11 protein-coding genes and 3 tRNA genes are annotated in these 14,675 nt (G+C 67.2%); 11 read left to right on the forward strand and 3 right to left on the reverse strand.

The genetic code is table 11. The features are described from left to right. Nucleotides 1–387: 387 nt before the first annotated feature. A complete protein-coding gene (gene fdxA, locus ACZIYR_RS02670; protein WP_473032290.1) occupies nucleotides 388–711 on the reverse strand; it encodes a ferredoxin FdxA in 324 nt (107 codons plus the stop codon). A gap of 364 nt (nucleotides 712–1,075) precedes the next feature. Further along, on the reverse strand, nucleotides 1,076–3,655 hold the full coding sequence (mutS, locus tag ACZIYR_RS02675; RefSeq protein WP_483528116.1) for a DNA mismatch repair protein MutS: 2,580 nt from the start codon (nucleotides 3,653–3,655) through the stop codon (nucleotides 1,076–1,078). Nucleotides 3,656–3,800: 145 nt separating this feature from the next. On the opposite strand from mutS, the gene ACZIYR_RS02680 reads away from it, so the two are divergent. The 9 genes from ACZIYR_RS02680 to ACZIYR_RS02720 all read left to right on the forward strand — a co-directional run bounded on the left by ACZIYR_RS02680 (nucleotide 3,801) and on the right by ACZIYR_RS02720 (nucleotide 11,143). Then, on the forward strand, nucleotides 3,801–4,316 hold the full coding sequence (locus ACZIYR_RS02680; RefSeq protein WP_473032291.1) for a CinA family protein: 516 nt from the start codon (nucleotides 3,801–3,803) through the stop codon (nucleotides 4,314–4,316). Nucleotides 4,317–4,416: 100 nt separating this feature from the next. After that, on the forward strand, nucleotides 4,417–5,481 hold the full coding sequence (gene recA, locus ACZIYR_RS02685; protein WP_473032292.1) for a recombinase RecA: 1,065 nt from the start codon (nucleotides 4,417–4,419) through the stop codon (nucleotides 5,479–5,481). 15 nt (nucleotides 5,482–5,496) lie between these two features. Beyond that, on the forward strand, nucleotides 5,497–5,976 hold the full coding sequence (locus ACZIYR_RS02690; RefSeq protein WP_483529040.1) for a regulatory protein RecX: 480 nt from the start codon (nucleotides 5,497–5,499) through the stop codon (nucleotides 5,974–5,976). Nucleotides 5,977–6,289: 313 nt separating this feature from the next. Then, nucleotides 6,290–8,902, forward strand: coding sequence for an alanine--tRNA ligase (alaS, locus tag ACZIYR_RS02695; protein WP_473032293.1), 2,613 nt, complete (start codon nucleotides 6,290–6,292; stop codon nucleotides 8,900–8,902). 110 nt (nucleotides 8,903–9,012) lie between these two features. Further along, complete coding sequence (locus tag ACZIYR_RS02700; RefSeq protein ID WP_473032294.1) at nucleotides 9,013–10,263, forward strand: aspartate kinase; 1,251 nt, start codon at nucleotides 9,013–9,015, stop codon at nucleotides 10,261–10,263. 205 nt (nucleotides 10,264–10,468) lie between these two features. Next, on the forward strand, nucleotides 10,469–10,669 hold the full coding sequence (gene csrA, locus ACZIYR_RS02705; RefSeq protein ID WP_238977541.1) for a carbon storage regulator CsrA: 201 nt from the start codon (nucleotides 10,469–10,471) through the stop codon (nucleotides 10,667–10,669). A gap of 100 nt (nucleotides 10,670–10,769) precedes the next feature. Continuing rightward, nucleotides 10,770–10,862, forward strand: a tRNA-Ser gene (locus ACZIYR_RS02710). Between the two features lie 64 nt (nucleotides 10,863–10,926). Beyond that, a tRNA-Arg gene (locus ACZIYR_RS02715) sits at nucleotides 10,927–11,003 on the forward strand. Nucleotides 11,004–11,066: 63 nt separating this feature from the next. Continuing rightward, nucleotides 11,067–11,143, forward strand: a tRNA-Arg gene (locus ACZIYR_RS02720). A gap of 188 nt (nucleotides 11,144–11,331) precedes the next feature. Here the strand turns inward: ACZIYR_RS02720 and ACZIYR_RS02725 are convergent. Beyond that, entirely contained in the window at nucleotides 11,332–12,318 is a 987-nt protein-coding gene (locus ACZIYR_RS02725) for a tRNA dihydrouridine synthase (protein WP_483528117.1), read from the reverse strand. Between the two features lie 171 nt (nucleotides 12,319–12,489). Here ACZIYR_RS02725 and ACZIYR_RS02730 point away from each other — a divergent pair, with 171 nt between their 5' ends. After that, the gene (locus ACZIYR_RS02730) at nucleotides 12,490–12,753 is read left to right on the forward strand and encodes an OadG family protein (RefSeq protein ID WP_483528118.1); all 264 of its coding nucleotides are present in this window, start codon (nucleotides 12,490–12,492) and stop codon (nucleotides 12,751–12,753) included. A 66-nt stretch (nucleotides 12,754–12,819) separates the two neighbouring features. Beyond that, nucleotides 12,820–14,667 (forward strand): sodium-extruding oxaloacetate decarboxylase subunit alpha, encoded by a 1,848-nt coding sequence (gene oadA, locus ACZIYR_RS02735; protein ID WP_483528119.1) that lies wholly within the window; start codon nucleotides 12,820–12,822, stop codon nucleotides 14,665–14,667. Nucleotides 14,668–14,675: the final 8 nt, after the last annotated feature.

The raw sequence follows: 14,675 nt of genomic DNA on the forward strand, positions 1-14,675 counted from the left end.
GGGGCGTCGGCTTTTTTTATCCTATTGTTTTATATGGTTTTTTAGCGTGGGGTGCGTGCCGGTGCCGGGCGCTGGCGCGACTCGAGGTCGACTTGCGTTGCAGTGCAGAAATGCCACAATGACTTCGGGACAAGGGAGAGCGGTAACGCTTTCCGGCAGGATGCAAAAAAGCAACGGGATGCTTTTGCGTGGTGCGCTCGGTGTGACAGGACGTCGCCTCCGGGCAGGGATGTCACCACAGGAGTTCGGACGGAGGGAACCGTCCATGGAACGGCTGGGAGCGGGCGACCTTAGGGTCGCCTTTTTTATGCGCCGCCCTATCGAAAGAGCGCCGATGCTTCGTGGAGCATCGGCGCTTTTGCCTGTCCGGGAACTGGGCGCGAGAGCTCAGCGCTCCAGGTGCTCGAGCTTGCCGGGCTTGCCGTCCCACTCTTCGGCGTCGGGCAGCGGATCCTTCTTTTCGGCGATATTGGGCCACACCTCGGCCAGCTCGGCGTTGATGGCGATGAACTCCTCCTGCCCTTCCGGTAGCTCGTCTTCCGAGAAGATCGCCTCGGCCGGGCACTCCGGCTCGCACAGCGCGCAGTCGATGCACTCGTCCGGGTGAATCACCAGAAAGTTGGGGCCCTCGTAGAAGCAGTCCACCGGGCAGACCTCGACACAGTCGGTGTACTTGCACTTGATGCAGTTCTCGGTGACGACGAATGTCATGCCGCTCTCCCTTCCTCTGGCCGGGGTCGTTCGGCCACTGTGGATAGTTGATAAAAAAGTTATAAGAGCCGGTGTTTTTATGCTAGGACGGCCGGGAATCTGACCATTCTAGTCGTGCCCCCATAGCGTCGCAAGCGGTGGCCTCGCCTTCCCAGGGTAATCGCAATGGTGCTTGGCGAGGGGCGCCGGGGACAGGTCGCAGCGGGGGTCTTTTTCCAGGGATGGAAAAAGTAGCGTACAGGGACGTATTCACAGCGCCCCCGCCTAGACCTGTCGCCGGATCAGCCCCGGATGAACCGACCTGTCTCCGGTGCCCCGCCGCTGCAAGATGGTTCCCGTTCGCAGCGACCGGTATTACCACCCCTTACAGCGTCTCCCGCCAGCGGTAGAGAAGCTCCAGCGCCTGGCGCGGCGTCAGCTCGTCCAGGGCGAGGCCGCCGAGCTCCTCCACCAGCGGATGGGGGGCGCTGGCGAAGAGGTCGCTCTGCAGCGGCGCCGAGGGCGTGCTGTTCAGGCTCCCCGCCGGGCGGCTGCCCTGGTCGATCTCCTGCTGCTCGAGCTGGGTCAATTTATCGCGGGCCCGGGCGATGACGCCCTGGGGCACGCCGGCCAGCTGCGCCACCTGCAGCCCGTAGCTCTGGCTCGCCGGGCCGTCCTCCACCCGGTGCATGAAGACGATGCCCTCCTTGTGCTCGGCCGCGGTGAGGTGCACGTTGGCCACCGACTCGACCTGATCGGCCAGGGCGGTCATCTCGAAGTAGTGGGTGGCGAACAGCGTGAAGGCGCGGGAGCGGGTCAGGTGCTCGGCGCTGGCCCAGGCCAGCGACAGGCCGTCGAAGGTGCTGGTGCCGCGGCCGATCTCGTCCATCAGCACCAGGCTCTGGTCGGTGGCGTTGTGCAGGATGCTGGCGGTCTCGGTCATCTCCACCATGAAGGTGGAGCGCCCGCCGGCCAGGTCATCCGAGGAGCCGATACGGGTGAAGATGCGGTCCACCGGGCCGATCTCGGCGCTGTCGGCGGGCACGAAGCTGCCGGTGTGGGCGAGCAGCACGATCAGTGCCGCCTGGCGCATGTAGGTGGACTTGCCGCCCATGTTGGGGCCGGTGATCACCAGCATGCGGCGCTCATCGCCCATCACCAGGTCGTTGGGGACGAAGGGCGTGTCGCTGACCTGCTCCACGACGGGGTGACGCCCGCCGCGGATCTCGATGCCGGGGTGCTCGGCGAGTCTCGGGGGGGTGAGCTGCAGGGCCTGGGCGCGCTCGGCGAAGGCGCACAGCACGTCCAGCGCGGCCAGCGCCCGGCCGGTGGCCTGGAGGGCATCGAGCTCGGCATTCAAGGTGTCGAGCAGGCTGTCGTAGAGCAGCTTCTCCCGGGCGAGCGCCCGGGACTTGGCGGACAGCGCCTTGTCCTCGAATGCCTTGAGCTCGGGAATGATGAAGCGCTCGGCGTTCTTCAGGGTCTGGCGGCGCACGTAGTCTGCCGGGGCGTCGCGCGCCTGGGCCCGGGGAATCTCGATATAGTAGCCGTGGACCCGGTTGTAGCCCACCTTGAGGCCGGGCAGGCCGGTGCGCTCCCGCTCCCGGGTCTCCAACTGTACCAGATAGTCGCCGGCGTGCTCGGCCAGGCCGCGGTGCTCGTCGAGCTCGGCGTCGAAGCCCTCGGCGATCACCCCGCCGTCGCGGATCACCACCGGCGGGTTCTCCACCAGGGCGCGGGTCAGGGTGTCGGCCAGCTCGGGAAAGGGGCGGATATGGCGGGCCAGCTCGTCCAGGGCGGTGCCCTCGCTGAAGCCGGTCAGCTCGGCCTGCAGGGTGGGGAGGGCGTTCAGCGCGTCGCGCAATCGGGCGAGATCCCGGGGCCGTGCGCTGTAGAGCGCCACCCGGGCCAGGATGCGCTCGACATCGCCGATCGCCTTGAGCGACTCGCGCAGGGGGACGAAGCCCTCCTGGTCGAGCAGCAGTGCCACCGCGCCCTGGCGTCGTGTTACCTGTTCGCGGTCCCGCAGCGGGCGGTTGAGCCAGCGCTTGAGCAGCCGCGAGCCCATGGCCGTGGTGGTGGTGTCGAGCACGCTGGCCAGGGTGTTGTCGCCGCTGCCGCTCAGGTTGGTGTCGATCTCCAGGTTGCGGCGGCTGGCGGCATCTATCACCACGGCATCGTCGCGGCTCTCCACGCCGATGGCGGTAACATGGGGCAGACGCGAGCGCTGGGTGTCCCGAGCGTACTCGATCAGTACGCCGGCGGCGGTGATCGCGGCTTCGAGGTGGGCGCAGCCGAAGCCGCGCAGGTCGGCGACGCCAAACTGGTCGCAGAGGATGCGCTGGGCGCTCTCGGCATCGAACAGCCAGTCGCTCTGGCGGCGCAGGCCGCGCCGGCCATCCAGGGCTGGGGGCAGCGAGAGACTCTCGGCCACCAGCAGCTCGGCGGGGTCGAGGCGTGTCAGCTCGGCCAGCAGCTCGCCTTCCCCCTCCACCTCCAGCACGCCGAAGCGCCCGCTGGAGAGCTCCAGCCAGGCCAGGCCGAAGCGCTCGCCGGCGGTGTGCACGGCCACCAGCAGGTTGTCGCGGCGGGCGTCGAGCAGCGCCTCGTCGTAGAGGGTACCGGGGGTGACGATGCGCACCACGCGGCGCTCCACCGGCCCCTTGCTGGTGGCCGGATCGCCGATCTGCTCGCAGATCGCCACCGACTCGCCGGCGGCCACCAGGCGCGCCAGATACCCCTCGGCGCTATGGTAGGGCACCCCGGCCATGGGGATCGGCTTGCCCGCCGACTGACCGCGCTGGGTCAGGGTAATATCGAGCAGCGCCGCGGCGCGCTTGGCGTCATCGAAGAACAGCTCATAGAAGTCGCCCATGCGGTAGAAGAGCAGCACGTCCGGGTGTTCGCGCTTGATCTTCAGGAACTGGGCCATCATCGGGGTGTGCGGGGTGCTGGCCTGGGACATGGGGTACCTGTCTCACTGGTGTCGAATCGGGCTGGCTTTGCGCCATGCATGTCGCTGGCAAAGGCGGTATTGTACGGAAAAGTCATCGCACATGCGTGGTCGTCGTCGGCGAAGGACGGCGGCGGCCGCCCCAGGGAGAGACACCATGCCGCCCAGCGCCGCCCGCCTGGCCAACCTCGATCTGACTACCCTCGCCGAGCGCCTGGGGCGGGCCTGCCGCGCTCGCAGCGTGAGCGTGACGGCCGCCGAATCCTGCACCGGCGGCGGGGTGGCCAGCGCCATCACCGCCGTGGCCGGCAGCTCCGACTACTTCGAGGTCGGCTACGTGACCTACTCCAACGCCGCCAAGACGCGTCTGCTCGGTGTGCCCGAGGCGCTGCTCGAGGCCGAGGGTGCGGTGAGCCGCGAGGTGGTGGAGGCCATGGTCGCCGGCGCCTGTCGTGACAGCGGGGCGGGACTCGGCGTGGCCATCAGCGGCGTGGCCGGCCCCGGCGGCGGCTCGCCGAACAAGCCGGTGGGTACCGTATGGCTCGCTTGGGGCGATGCCGAGCACCAGCAGGCCGAGTGCCGGCACTTCCCCGGCGACCGCCGCGCGGTGCGCGAGCAGGCGGTGCGCGAGGCCCTGGTGGGCCTGCTGCAACGGCTGGAGCGCCGGGAGTAGGCGAGCCGGCTTTTTTGCGCCATAATACTGGCCAATCATACAGTGTTTGTCGGGCGGCCTGTCGCCGCCCGCGTCAGATTCTTCTGCGAGGAGAGCCCTCATGGCACAGGACGACAACCGTTCCAAGGCGCTGAATGCCGCACTCAGCCAGATCGAACGCCAGTTCGGCAAGGGCACCGTGATGCGCCTGGGCGATGCCCCGCGGGTGGCGATGCCGGCGGTCTCCACCGGCTCGCTGGGCCTGGACATCGCGCTGGGCATCGGCGGCCTGCCCTATGGGCGGGTGGTGGAGATCTTCGGCCCGGAGTCCTCGGGCAAGACCACCCTGACCCTGTCGGTGATCGCCCAGGCCCAGAAGCAGGGCAAGACCTGCGCCTTCATCGACGCCGAGCACGCCCTGGACCCGAGCTACGCCGAGAAGCTTGGCGTCAATCTCGATGACCTGCTGGTTTCCCAGCCCGACACCGGCGAGCAGGCGCTGGAGATCTGCGACATGCTGGTGCGCTCCGGCGGGGTCGACGTGATCATCATCGACTCGGTGGCCGCGCTCACCCCGCGCGCGGAGATCGAGGGGGAGATGGGCGACTCCCACGTGGGCCTGCAGGCGCGCCTGATGTCCCAGGCGCTGCGCAAGATCACCGGCAATATCAAGAACGCCAACTGCATGGTGGTGTTCATCAACCAGATCCGCATGAAGATCGGGGTGATGTTCGGCTCACCCGAGACCACCACCGGTGGCAACGCCCTGAAGTTCTACTCCAGCGTGCGCCTGGACATCCGCCGTACCGGCTCGGTCAAGCAGGGCGACGAGGTGGTCGGCAACGAGACCCGGGTAAAGGTGGTCAAGAACAAGGTCTCGCCGCCGTTTCGCCAGGCCGAGTTCCAGATTCTCTATGGCAAGGGCATCTATCATGCCGGCGAGGTGGTCGACCTGGGCGTGCAGTGCAAGCTGGTCGACAAGGCCGGCGCCTGGTACAGCTATCAGGGCAACAAGATCGGCCAGGGCAAGGCCAACGCCGCCCAGTTCCTCGAGGACAACCCGGCGGTGATGGAGGAGATCGAGAGTCAGATCCGCGCCCAGCTGCTGACCTCGGCGGAACCCAAGGAGCCGAAGAGTGCCGAGCCCGTGGCCAGCGAGGAGAGCGGCGAGAACGACCTGCTCTAATTCTTCATGCCGCGCATGTCCGATACCGCCCAGGCGAAGGAGAAGGCCCAGACGCCCCGCGACGCTGCCCTGCGCCTGCTGGCCCGGCGCGAGTATTCCCGCGCCGAGCTGGTCGAGCGGCTGAATGCCAAGGGGCATGAGGCGGCCGAGGTCGCCGCCTGCCTCGACGCTCTGGCCGAGCAGGGCCTGCAGTCGGATGCCCGCTTCGCCGAGTCCTTCCTGCGTTCGCGGGTGGCGCGTGGCCAGGGGCCGCTGAAGATCCGCGGCGAGCTGGCCCGGCGCGGGGTCGATCGCGATACGGTGGCGGCGGCCTTCGCCGAGCTTGAGCAGCGCGGCGAGGTGGACTGGTTCGCCCTGGCCGCCGATACCCTGGCGCGGCGCTTCCCCGGCCCCGGCGATACCCCCCGCGAGCGCGCACGGCGCGAACGCTTCCTGGCCGGGCGCGGCTTCGATTTCGACCAGCTGCGCCATGCGCTCGAGCACGCGTGGGGCTAAACATCAGACCTGGACTAGCTGGTGAGGGGCGCCAGGGACAGGTCGAAGAGGAGGTCCTACGCCAGGGATGGCGTCGGTAGCGCCCAGGGAGGGGTTCACAGCGCCTCCTCGCAGACCTGTCGCTGGATCAGCCCCGCGTCTTGCTGGTGCTGCCCCTTCAGTCCCTTGACAACTGCGCTATAATGCTCCCCTTTGCCAACGCCCCGGGTCGCGCCCCTGATGCGCGCCGGCGTGCCGTTTCCGGCCCGCTCTGCCGGGTACGCGGAGCCTCGCCCGCCCGCCGGGACACCACGCTCATCGTCACGGATATCCCATGAAAAGCGCAGACATCAGACAGGCCTTTCTGACTTACTTCGAGCAGCACGGGCATACCGTTGTGCCCTCCAGCTCCCTGGTGCCGGGCAACGACCCGACGCTGCTGTTCACCAATGCCGGCATGGTGCCGTTCAAGGATGTCTTCCTGGGCCGCGAGTCGCGTCCCTACGTGCGGGCGGTCTCCTCCCAGCGCTGCGTGCGTGCCGGCGGCAAGCACAACGACCTGGACAACGTCGGCTACACCGCCCGCCACCACACCTTCTTCGAGATGCTGGGCAACTTCAGCTTCGGCGACTACTTCAAGCGTGACGCCATCCGCTTCGCCTGGACCTTCCTCACCGAGACCCTGGGGCTGCCCAAGGAGAAGCTGTGGGTCACGGTGCATATCAGCGACGACGAGGCCGAGAAGATCTGGAAGGAGGAGATCGGCGTCGACCCGTCGCGCTTCTCCAAGCTCGACGAGGACAACTTCTGGCAGATGGGCGATACCGGCCCCTGCGGCCCCAGCTCCGAGATCTTCTTCGATCACGGCCCCGAGGTGTGGGGAGGGCCGCCCGGCAGCCCCGAGGAGGACGGCGACCGCTACATCGAGATCTGGAACCTGGTGTTCATGCAGTTCGACCGCGACGCTGCGGGCACCCTCAACCCGCTGCCCAAGCCCTCCATCGACACCGGCATGGGGCTCGAACGGGTGGCCGCTGTCATGCAGGGGGTGCACTCCAACTACGAGATCGACCTCTTCCAGAACCTGCTGGCGGCAGCGGCGCAGCGCACCGGCCATGCCGATACCCGCCACCCCTCGCTGCGGGTGATCGCCGACCATATCCGCTCCTGCGCTTTTCTGATCACCGACGGCGTGCTGCCCTCCAATGAGGGGCGCGGCTACGTGCTGCGCCGGATCATTCGCCGGGCCATCCGCCACGGCCACAAGCTGGGCGCCCAGGGCAACTTCTTCCACCGGCTGGTGGGGGCGCTGGACGCCGAGATGGGCGATGCCTATCCGGAGCTGCGCCAGGCGCGCCACCAGATCGAACGCGTGCTGCTCAAGGAGGAGGAGCAGTTCGCCCGCACCCTGGAGCACGGCATGGGCCTGCTCGAGGAGGCCCTGGCGGGCCTCGACGGCGAGGTGCTGCCCGGCGAGACCGTCTTCAAGCTCTACGACACCTACGGCTTCCCCTACGACCTCACCGCCGATGTCTGTCGCGAGCGCGACGTGGTCCTGGACGAGATCGGCTTCGAGCGGGCGCTGGAGGCCCAGCGCGAGCGCGCCCGGGCCGCCAGCCAGTTCGGCGCCGACTACGGCGCCGCCCTGGAGCTCGAGGGCGAGACCACCTTCACCGGCTACGACCGGCTCGATGATCGCGCCACGGTAACCGCCCTGATCGATCGTGAGGGCAATGCCCTGGCTCGCCTCGCCACCGAGCAGCGCGGCCTGGTGGTGCTCGACCGCACGCCTTTCTACGCCGAGTCCGGCGGTCAGGTGGGCGATACCGGCTACCTGCACCTGGACGACGGCAGCCGCTTCCTGGTCACCGACACTCAGAAACAGGGAGACCATCATCTGCATCACGGCGTGCTGCTGGAGGGGGAGCTGGCCGTGGGGGCCGCGGTGCGCCCGGAGGTCAACGGCGAGCTGCGCGGTGCCACCGTGCGCAACCACTCCGCCACCCACCTGATGCACAAGGCGCTGCGCCTGGTGCTGGGCGAGCACGTGCAGCAGAAAGGCTCGCTGGTGACCCCCGAGCGGCTGCGCTTCGACTTCAGCCACTTCGAGGCGATGACCCCCGAACAGCTCGCCGAGGTGGAGCGCCTGGTCAACGAGCAGATCCTTGCCAACGCGCCCACCCTGATCGAGACCATGACTCTCGACCAGGCCAAAGCCAAGGGAGCGGCGGCGCTGTTCGAGGCCAAGTACGCCGACAGCGTGCGGGTGCTGACCATCGGCGCCGACGACTTCTCCATCGAGCTGTGTGGGGGCACCCACGTGGCCCGCAGCGGCGACATCGGCTGCTTCCATATCGTCAGCGAGCAGGGCATCGCCTCGGGCGTGCGCCGGATCGAGGCGATCACCGGCGAGGGCGCACTGACCTACTTCCGCGAGCAGGAAGCGCGGCTCAGCCGCATCGGCGAGCGCCTCAAGGCCAAGCCCGAGCAGGTCGAGGAGCGCGTCGACTCGCTGGTCGAGCGCAACCGCAGCCTGGAGAAGGAGCTCGAGCGTCTCAAGGCCAAGCTGGCCAGCGCCGCCGGCAGCGACATGCTTGCCGAGGCCCGCGAGATCGCCGGGGTCAAGGTGCTGGCGACCCGCCTGGAGGGCGTCTCCGGCAAGGAGCTGCGCGGTGTGCTCGACCAGCTCAAGAACAAGCTCGGCTCCGGGATCGTGGTGCTCGGCGTGGCCGACGCCGAGGCCGGCAAGGTCAGCCTGATCGCCGGCGTCACCCAGGACCTCACCGGCCGCGTCAAGGCCGGTGAGCTGGTCAATCACGTGGCCTCCCAGGTGGGCGGCAAAGGGGGCGGCCGTCCCGACATGGCCCAGGCCGGCGGCAGCGACGTCGCGGCCTTGCCGGGGGCGCTGGAGAGCGTCCCCGCCTGGGTGGAGGCGCGCCTCCAGTAACTCACGATTGGCAGGGCCGGTGACCGCAGGGTCCCGGCCCTGTCAGCATGGATCCACCTTTCACTCATCCGAGCGCCTCAGGCTCTCGACACACGAGGGAAACACCGCATATGGCACTATACGTACAGAAGTTCGGCGGCACCTCGGTGGGCTCCGTGGAGCGCATCAAGGCCGTGGCCGAGAAGGTCAAGGGCTTTCGCGAACAGGGCCACCAGGTCGTCGTGGTGGTCTCCGCCATGAGCGGCGAGACCAACCGCCTGATCGGCATGGCCAACGAGATCAACGACGAGCCGACGCCGCGGGAGCTGGACATGCTGGTCTCCACCGGCGAGCAGGTGACCATCTCGCTGCTGGCCATGGCGCTGCACAAGCTGGGCGTGGCCGCCACCTCCTACACCGGCTCCCAGGTGGGCATTCAGACCGACAGCGCCCACACCAAGGCGCGTATCCAGCGCATCGAGACCGATGACCTGCAGGCCGACCTGGATGACGGTCAGGTGGTCGTGGTGGCCGGCTTCCAGGGCGTGGACGAAGAGGGCAATATCACCACCCTCGGTCGCGGCGGCTCCGACACTACCGGGGTGGCCCTGGCGGCCGCGCTGGGCGCCGACGAATGCCAGATCTATACCGATGTCGACGGTGTCTACACCACCGACCCCCGCGTCTGCTCCAAGGCCCAGCGCCTCGACAGCATCACCGTCGAAGAGATGCTCGAGCTGGCCAGCCTCGGCTCCAAGGTCCTGCAGATCCGCGCCGTCGAATTCGCCGGCAAATACAATGTTCCGCTGCGCGTGCTGTCCAGTTTCCAGGGCGGCCCCGGCACCCTTATCGTTGCAGACTCCGACAAAGACGAGGACTCCATGGAAGAACCGCTGATCTCCGGTATCGCCTTCACCGCCAACGAGGCCAAGCTGACCCTGCTCAACACCCCGGACGTGCCGGGCGTGGCCTCGCGTATCCTCGGGCCCATCGCCGACGCCAACATCGAAGTCGACATGATCGTGCAGAACGTGGCGCCGGCCGGCGACTACACCGACTTCACCTTCACCGTGGCCAAGGGCGACTACAAGAAGACCCTCAAGATTCTCCAGGAGCAGGTGCTGCCCGACCTGGGCGAGGGCGAAGTGAAGGGTGACGACAACATTGCCAAGGTGTCGCTGGTGGGCGTGGGCATGCGCTCCCATGCCGGCGTGGCCTCCAAGATGTTCCGCGTGCTGGCCGACGAGAACGTCAACATTCGCATGGTGTCCACCTCGGAGATCAAGATCTCGGTGGTGGTCGACGAGAAGCATATGGAACTCGCCGTACGCGCCCTGCACAAGGCCTTCGGTCTGGACAAGAGCGATATCGAGAGCGAATAAGGGCGAGCGCTACGGCCTGTAGCTTCTACGCTTGTGGGGAGAGCCTTCTTGGTCGGCTACCAGAGGCGAGAAGGCTTCCCTTCAAAGCCGCCATGGGGTGTCATGGCGGCGCCGTTGGTGCACAGTGGTGTCGTGACACATAATAAGCAAGCGTCGTTGAGCTCGGCGCCATCCCGTTGCCAGTCGTCTGAGAAGGAGATCAGTCATGCTCATCCTGACCCGCCGTGTCGGAGAAACCCTGATGATCGGTGATGACATCACCGTGACCGTCCTTGGCGTCAAGGGCAATCAGGTGCGTATCGGCGTCAATGCGCCCAAGGATGTCGCCGTACATCGCGAGGAAATCTACCAGCGCATTCAGCGCGAGAAGTCCGACGAAGAGGGGGGCGGTTCCTCCACGCCCTGAGCGCCGGGGCTGGCGTCGCGGATCGCGCGCGGGAAACAAATTCCTGAATACGCTGGACAAAAGATCGCGCAGACGATAGGATATGCGCCGTGTCGATGAGGGAGAGGTGGCCGAGTGGCTGAAGGCGCTCCCCTGCTAAGGGAGTATGGGGTTTATAGCCCCATCGAGGGTTCGAATCCCTCCCTCTCCGCCATATCGACGCCCGTGAAGCAGGTCGTGCGGTGGCCGTAAAGGCGCATTCACGACGCGAAGTGCAAGCGCCCGTAGCTCAGCTGGATAGAGTACCTGACTACGAATCAGGTGGTCGGAGGTTCGAATCCTCCCGGGCGCGCCATCTTCGACAGGCAGTGATGCCTGACCGGCTTCATGAAGCAAGTCGTTTACGGCCATGCCGTCAGCGCCCGTAGCTCAGCTGGATAGAGTACCTGACTACGAATCAGGTGGTCGGAGGTTCGAATCCTCCCGGGCGCGCCAGATTTCGACCCGTCCTCCTCCGGAGGGCGGGTTTTCTCTTTGTGGCCTCGTCGCCGCAGCCGCAGTGCTAGCCCTGCCGTCGGTCCTTGGGGCTGTCGGCCGCGCGATCGTTTGGGGTGCCGTCGCCTGGCGACGCGCACCCTTTTTTTGGTCATGAGGATTGCCGGTGCATTTCCAGCGGTCGGCGATCAGGCCGGCTGGCGCTGCGCTCGGCCTGCCGCCGCGGGTTCGTTCCCGGTGGCCTGGCGTTCGTCGTGAAGTCCGGCGAGCAGGCGGTCGAGGTCGGTGATCCGCTTGAGTCGCTCGAAGCGTCGCTGCGCCTCGGCGTCGCGGCTGCGCATCTGATTAAGCCACTGCTTGATCAGCGAGACCACGACTCTGTCTTGCAGTTTTTCTCGCTGCAATGCAGCATAGGCGGTGAGCGTCGCGGCCCGGTGCTGCCAGCTGGTGGCGGGTAGGCGCTCCCCGGTGGTCAGCCAGTGGCGGATGCGCGGCGCCAGCCAGGGATCGGCCAGGGCGCCGCGGCCGAGCATCACGTCCCGGCAGCCGGAAAGGGTTCTCGCTTTCCAGTAATCTTCCAGGGTCCAGATGTCGCCGTTGGCGACCACGGGGATGCGCAGGTGTTGACGCACCCGGCCGATCCACTCCCAGTGAGCGGGAGGGCGGTAGCCTTCATTGCGGGTGCGGCCGTGTATGACCAGCTGGGCGGCGCCGCCCGCTTCGGCGGCACGAGCGCAGGCGACCGCCTGGCGGCGGTCGGCGAAGCCCAGGCGAACCTTGGCGGTCACCGGAATCTCACCGCCCACGGCGGTATGTACCGCGGCAACGGCGGCTTCGACCCGGTGCGGGGTGCGCAACAGCGAAGCGCCGCCGTCGTGGCGGTTGACCAGCTTGGCCGGGCAGCCGAAATTCAGGTCGATACCGATGGCGCCGAGCGACATCGCCTGGCGGGCGTTGGCTGCCAGGCTCGCCGGGTCGCTGCCCAGCAGTTGGAGCTGCACCGGCACCCCGGAGGGGGTCGCGACCGGTCGTCCGAGTAGTTCGGGACAGTGCTTGTAGTAGACGCGCGGGGGCAGTCTGGCGTCGACCACGCGGACGAATTCCGTGACCGTCCAGTCGAAGCCGGGCGTGCGCGTCAGCAGATCGCGGGTGACCGCATCGATGACGCCCTCCATGGGCGCCAGGCCAATTCGGCCGTTTTGTAGTAAACCAACAACGGGAGCTTCCACCATAGGGCGCTTGCAATCTTTCGTCAGTGTGGCAGTTTAGATGGTCGAATTTTCGAGCTACCCGTCCTAATCGCGCGAAATCGCGACCAGGTCGGCTGGCTATACGGGAGAAACCGCATGCAGGATATGCAGCTTTTGCACGATGGCTTGACCCTGATGGGGGTCGGCATGGGGTTTGTTTTTGTTTTTCTTACCGTTCTGGTAGCCGGCACGACCCTGATGTCGCTGCTGGTGCGCCGCCTCTCGCCGGCGCCTGCCGCCACCGCCACGCCTGCCGCCGGCCGCCGCGTCGAGCCGGCCCGCGATGACGCCGCGGATGCCGAGCTGATGGCCGTGCTCAGCGCCGCCGTGCATCGCTATCGCCGTCGTCATCGCCGCTGAGCGATCGGCCGACGCCCGAACGCCTAATACTACTACACAATACGCCATCTCAACGGGGTCATCGTCATGAGTGATACCAACCGCCCGCTGGGCATCACCGATGTGGTGCTGCGCGACGCCCACCAGTCGCTGTTCGCCACCCGCCTGCGCCTGGACGACATGCTGCCGATCGCCGAGAAGCTCGACCGCGTCGGCTTCTGGTCGCTGGAATCCTGGGGCGGCGCCACCTTCGACGCCTGTATCCGCTACCTCGGCGAAGACCCGTGGGAGCGGATACGGGCGTTGAAGGCGGCCATGCCCAACACCCCCCAGCAGATGCTGCTGCGGGGTCAGAACCTGCTCGGCTACCGCCACTACGCCGATGACGTGGTGGACAAGTTCGTCGAGCGCGCCAAGACCAACGGCGTCGATGTCTTCCGCGTTTTCGATGCCATGAACGACCCGCGCAACCTGGAGCGCGCCATCCAGGCGGTGCGCAACGTCGAGGGCCATGCCCAGGGTACACTTTCCTACACGGTGAGCCCGGTGCACACCCTGGACGGCTGGGTGGAGCTCGGCCGCACCATCGCCGCCATGGGCGCTGACTCCTTGGCGATCAAGGACATGGCCGGCCTGCTTACGCCCTATACCGCCTTTGAACTGGTCTCGCGGCTCAAGCAGGCCGTGGACATCCCCATCCACATGCAGTGTCACGCCACCACCGGCATGTCCACCGCTACCGCCCTCAAGGCCGCCGAGGCGGGCATCGACAACGTCGACACCGCCATCTCCTCGATGTCCATGACCTACGGTCACAGCCCCACCGAGTCGGTGGTGGCGATCCTCAAGGGGACCGAGCGGGACACCAACCTCGACCTGGAGCTGCTCGAGGAGATCGCCGCCTACTTCCGCGAAGTGCGCAAGAAGTACGCCGCCTTCGAGGGCTCGCTGAAGGGCATCGACTCGCGCATCCTGGTGGCCCAGGTGCCCGGCGGCATGCTCACCAACATGGAGAACCAGCTCAAGGAGCAGGGCGCCGGCGACAAGCTCGACGACGTGCTCCAGGAGATTCCCAAGGTGCGCGAGGATCTGGGCTTCATCCCGCTGGTCACGCCCACCTCGCAGATCGTCGGCACCCAGGCGGTGATGAACGTGATGATGGGGGAGCGCTACAAGTCGATCTCCAAGGAGGTCCAGGCGCTGCTCAAGGGCGAATACGGCGCCGCCCCGGCCCCCTTCAACAAGGAGCTGCAGAACCGCGTGCTGGAGGGCGGCGAGCCGATCACCTGCCGTCCCGCCGACCTGCTCGAGGCCGAGATGGACAGGCTCGCCGCCGAGCTCAAGGAGAAGGCCAAGTCCGACGGCATCCGCCTGGCCGAGGGCGAGCGCGAGATCGACGACGTGCTGACCTATGCGCTCTTCCCGCAGATCGGTCTGAAGTTCCTCAAGAACCGCGACAATCCCGATGCCTTCGAGCCGGCCCCCCAGGCGCCGGGCCAGGAGGAGGCCGGCGCCAAGCTGCCGGTCGCGTCACAGAAGGGCGGGGCCCAGGCCAAGCCCCCGGCCACTCAGGGCGCCGCCGCCGGCCCCGAGACCTACACCGTCAAGGTCAACGGCAAGGCCTATGTGGTGGAGGTCGCTGAAGGCGGCGAGATCGCCGACGTCCAGGCCCAAGGCGGCGCGGCACCTGCTACCCCGGCGGCCGAGTCGGCACCGGCGCCAAGCGGTGCCACCATCGACGCACCCCTGGCCGGCAACATCTTCAAGGTCAACGTGCGTCCGGGCGATGCGGTCAAGGAGGGCGACGTGGTGATCATCCTCGAGGCCATGAAGATGGAAACCGAGGTGCGTGCGTCCAGCGCCGGCACCGTCTCCGCGGTCAAGGTCAGCGAAGGCGACAGCGTCTCCGTCGGCGATGTGCTGATCAAGCTTTAAAGGGCCCT

Source organism: Billgrantia sp. NRB1, assembly GCF_056921725.1.

Excerpts from the sequence above, each read along its gene's own strand:
- mutS (WP_483528116.1), bottom strand. The coding sequence starts at position 3,655 with ATGTCCCAGGCCAGCACCCCGCACACCCCGATGATGGCCCAGTTCCTG.
- ACZIYR_RS02680 (WP_473032291.1), top strand. The coding sequence starts at position 3,801 with ATGCCGCCCAGCGCCGCCCGCCTGGCCAACCTCGATCTGACTACCCTC.
- ACZIYR_RS02690 (WP_483529040.1), top strand. The coding sequence starts at position 5,497 with ATGTCCGATACCGCCCAGGCGAAGGAGAAGGCCCAGACGCCCCGCGAC.
- oadA (WP_483528119.1), top strand. The coding sequence starts at position 12,820 with ATGAGTGATACCAACCGCCCGCTGGGCATCACCGATGTGGTGCTGCGC.
- ACZIYR_RS02700 (WP_473032294.1), top strand. The coding sequence starts at position 9,013 with ATGGCACTATACGTACAGAAGTTCGGCGGCACCTCGGTGGGCTCCGTG.
- ACZIYR_RS02730 (WP_483528118.1), top strand. The coding sequence starts at position 12,490 with ATGCAGGATATGCAGCTTTTGCACGATGGCTTGACCCTGATGGGGGTC.
- recA (WP_473032292.1), top strand. The coding sequence starts at position 4,417 with ATGGCACAGGACGACAACCGTTCCAAGGCGCTGAATGCCGCACTCAGC.
- csrA (WP_238977541.1), top strand. The coding sequence starts at position 10,469 with ATGCTCATCCTGACCCGCCGTGTCGGAGAAACCCTGATGATCGGTGAT.
- alaS (WP_473032293.1), top strand. The coding sequence starts at position 6,290 with ATGAAAAGCGCAGACATCAGACAGGCCTTTCTGACTTACTTCGAGCAG.
- fdxA (WP_473032290.1), bottom strand. The coding sequence starts at position 711 with ATGACATTCGTCGTCACCGAGAACTGCATCAAGTGCAAGTACACCGAC.
- ACZIYR_RS02725 (WP_483528117.1), bottom strand. The coding sequence starts at position 12,318 with ATGGAGGGCGTCATCGATGCGGTCACCCGCGATCTGCTGACGCGCACG.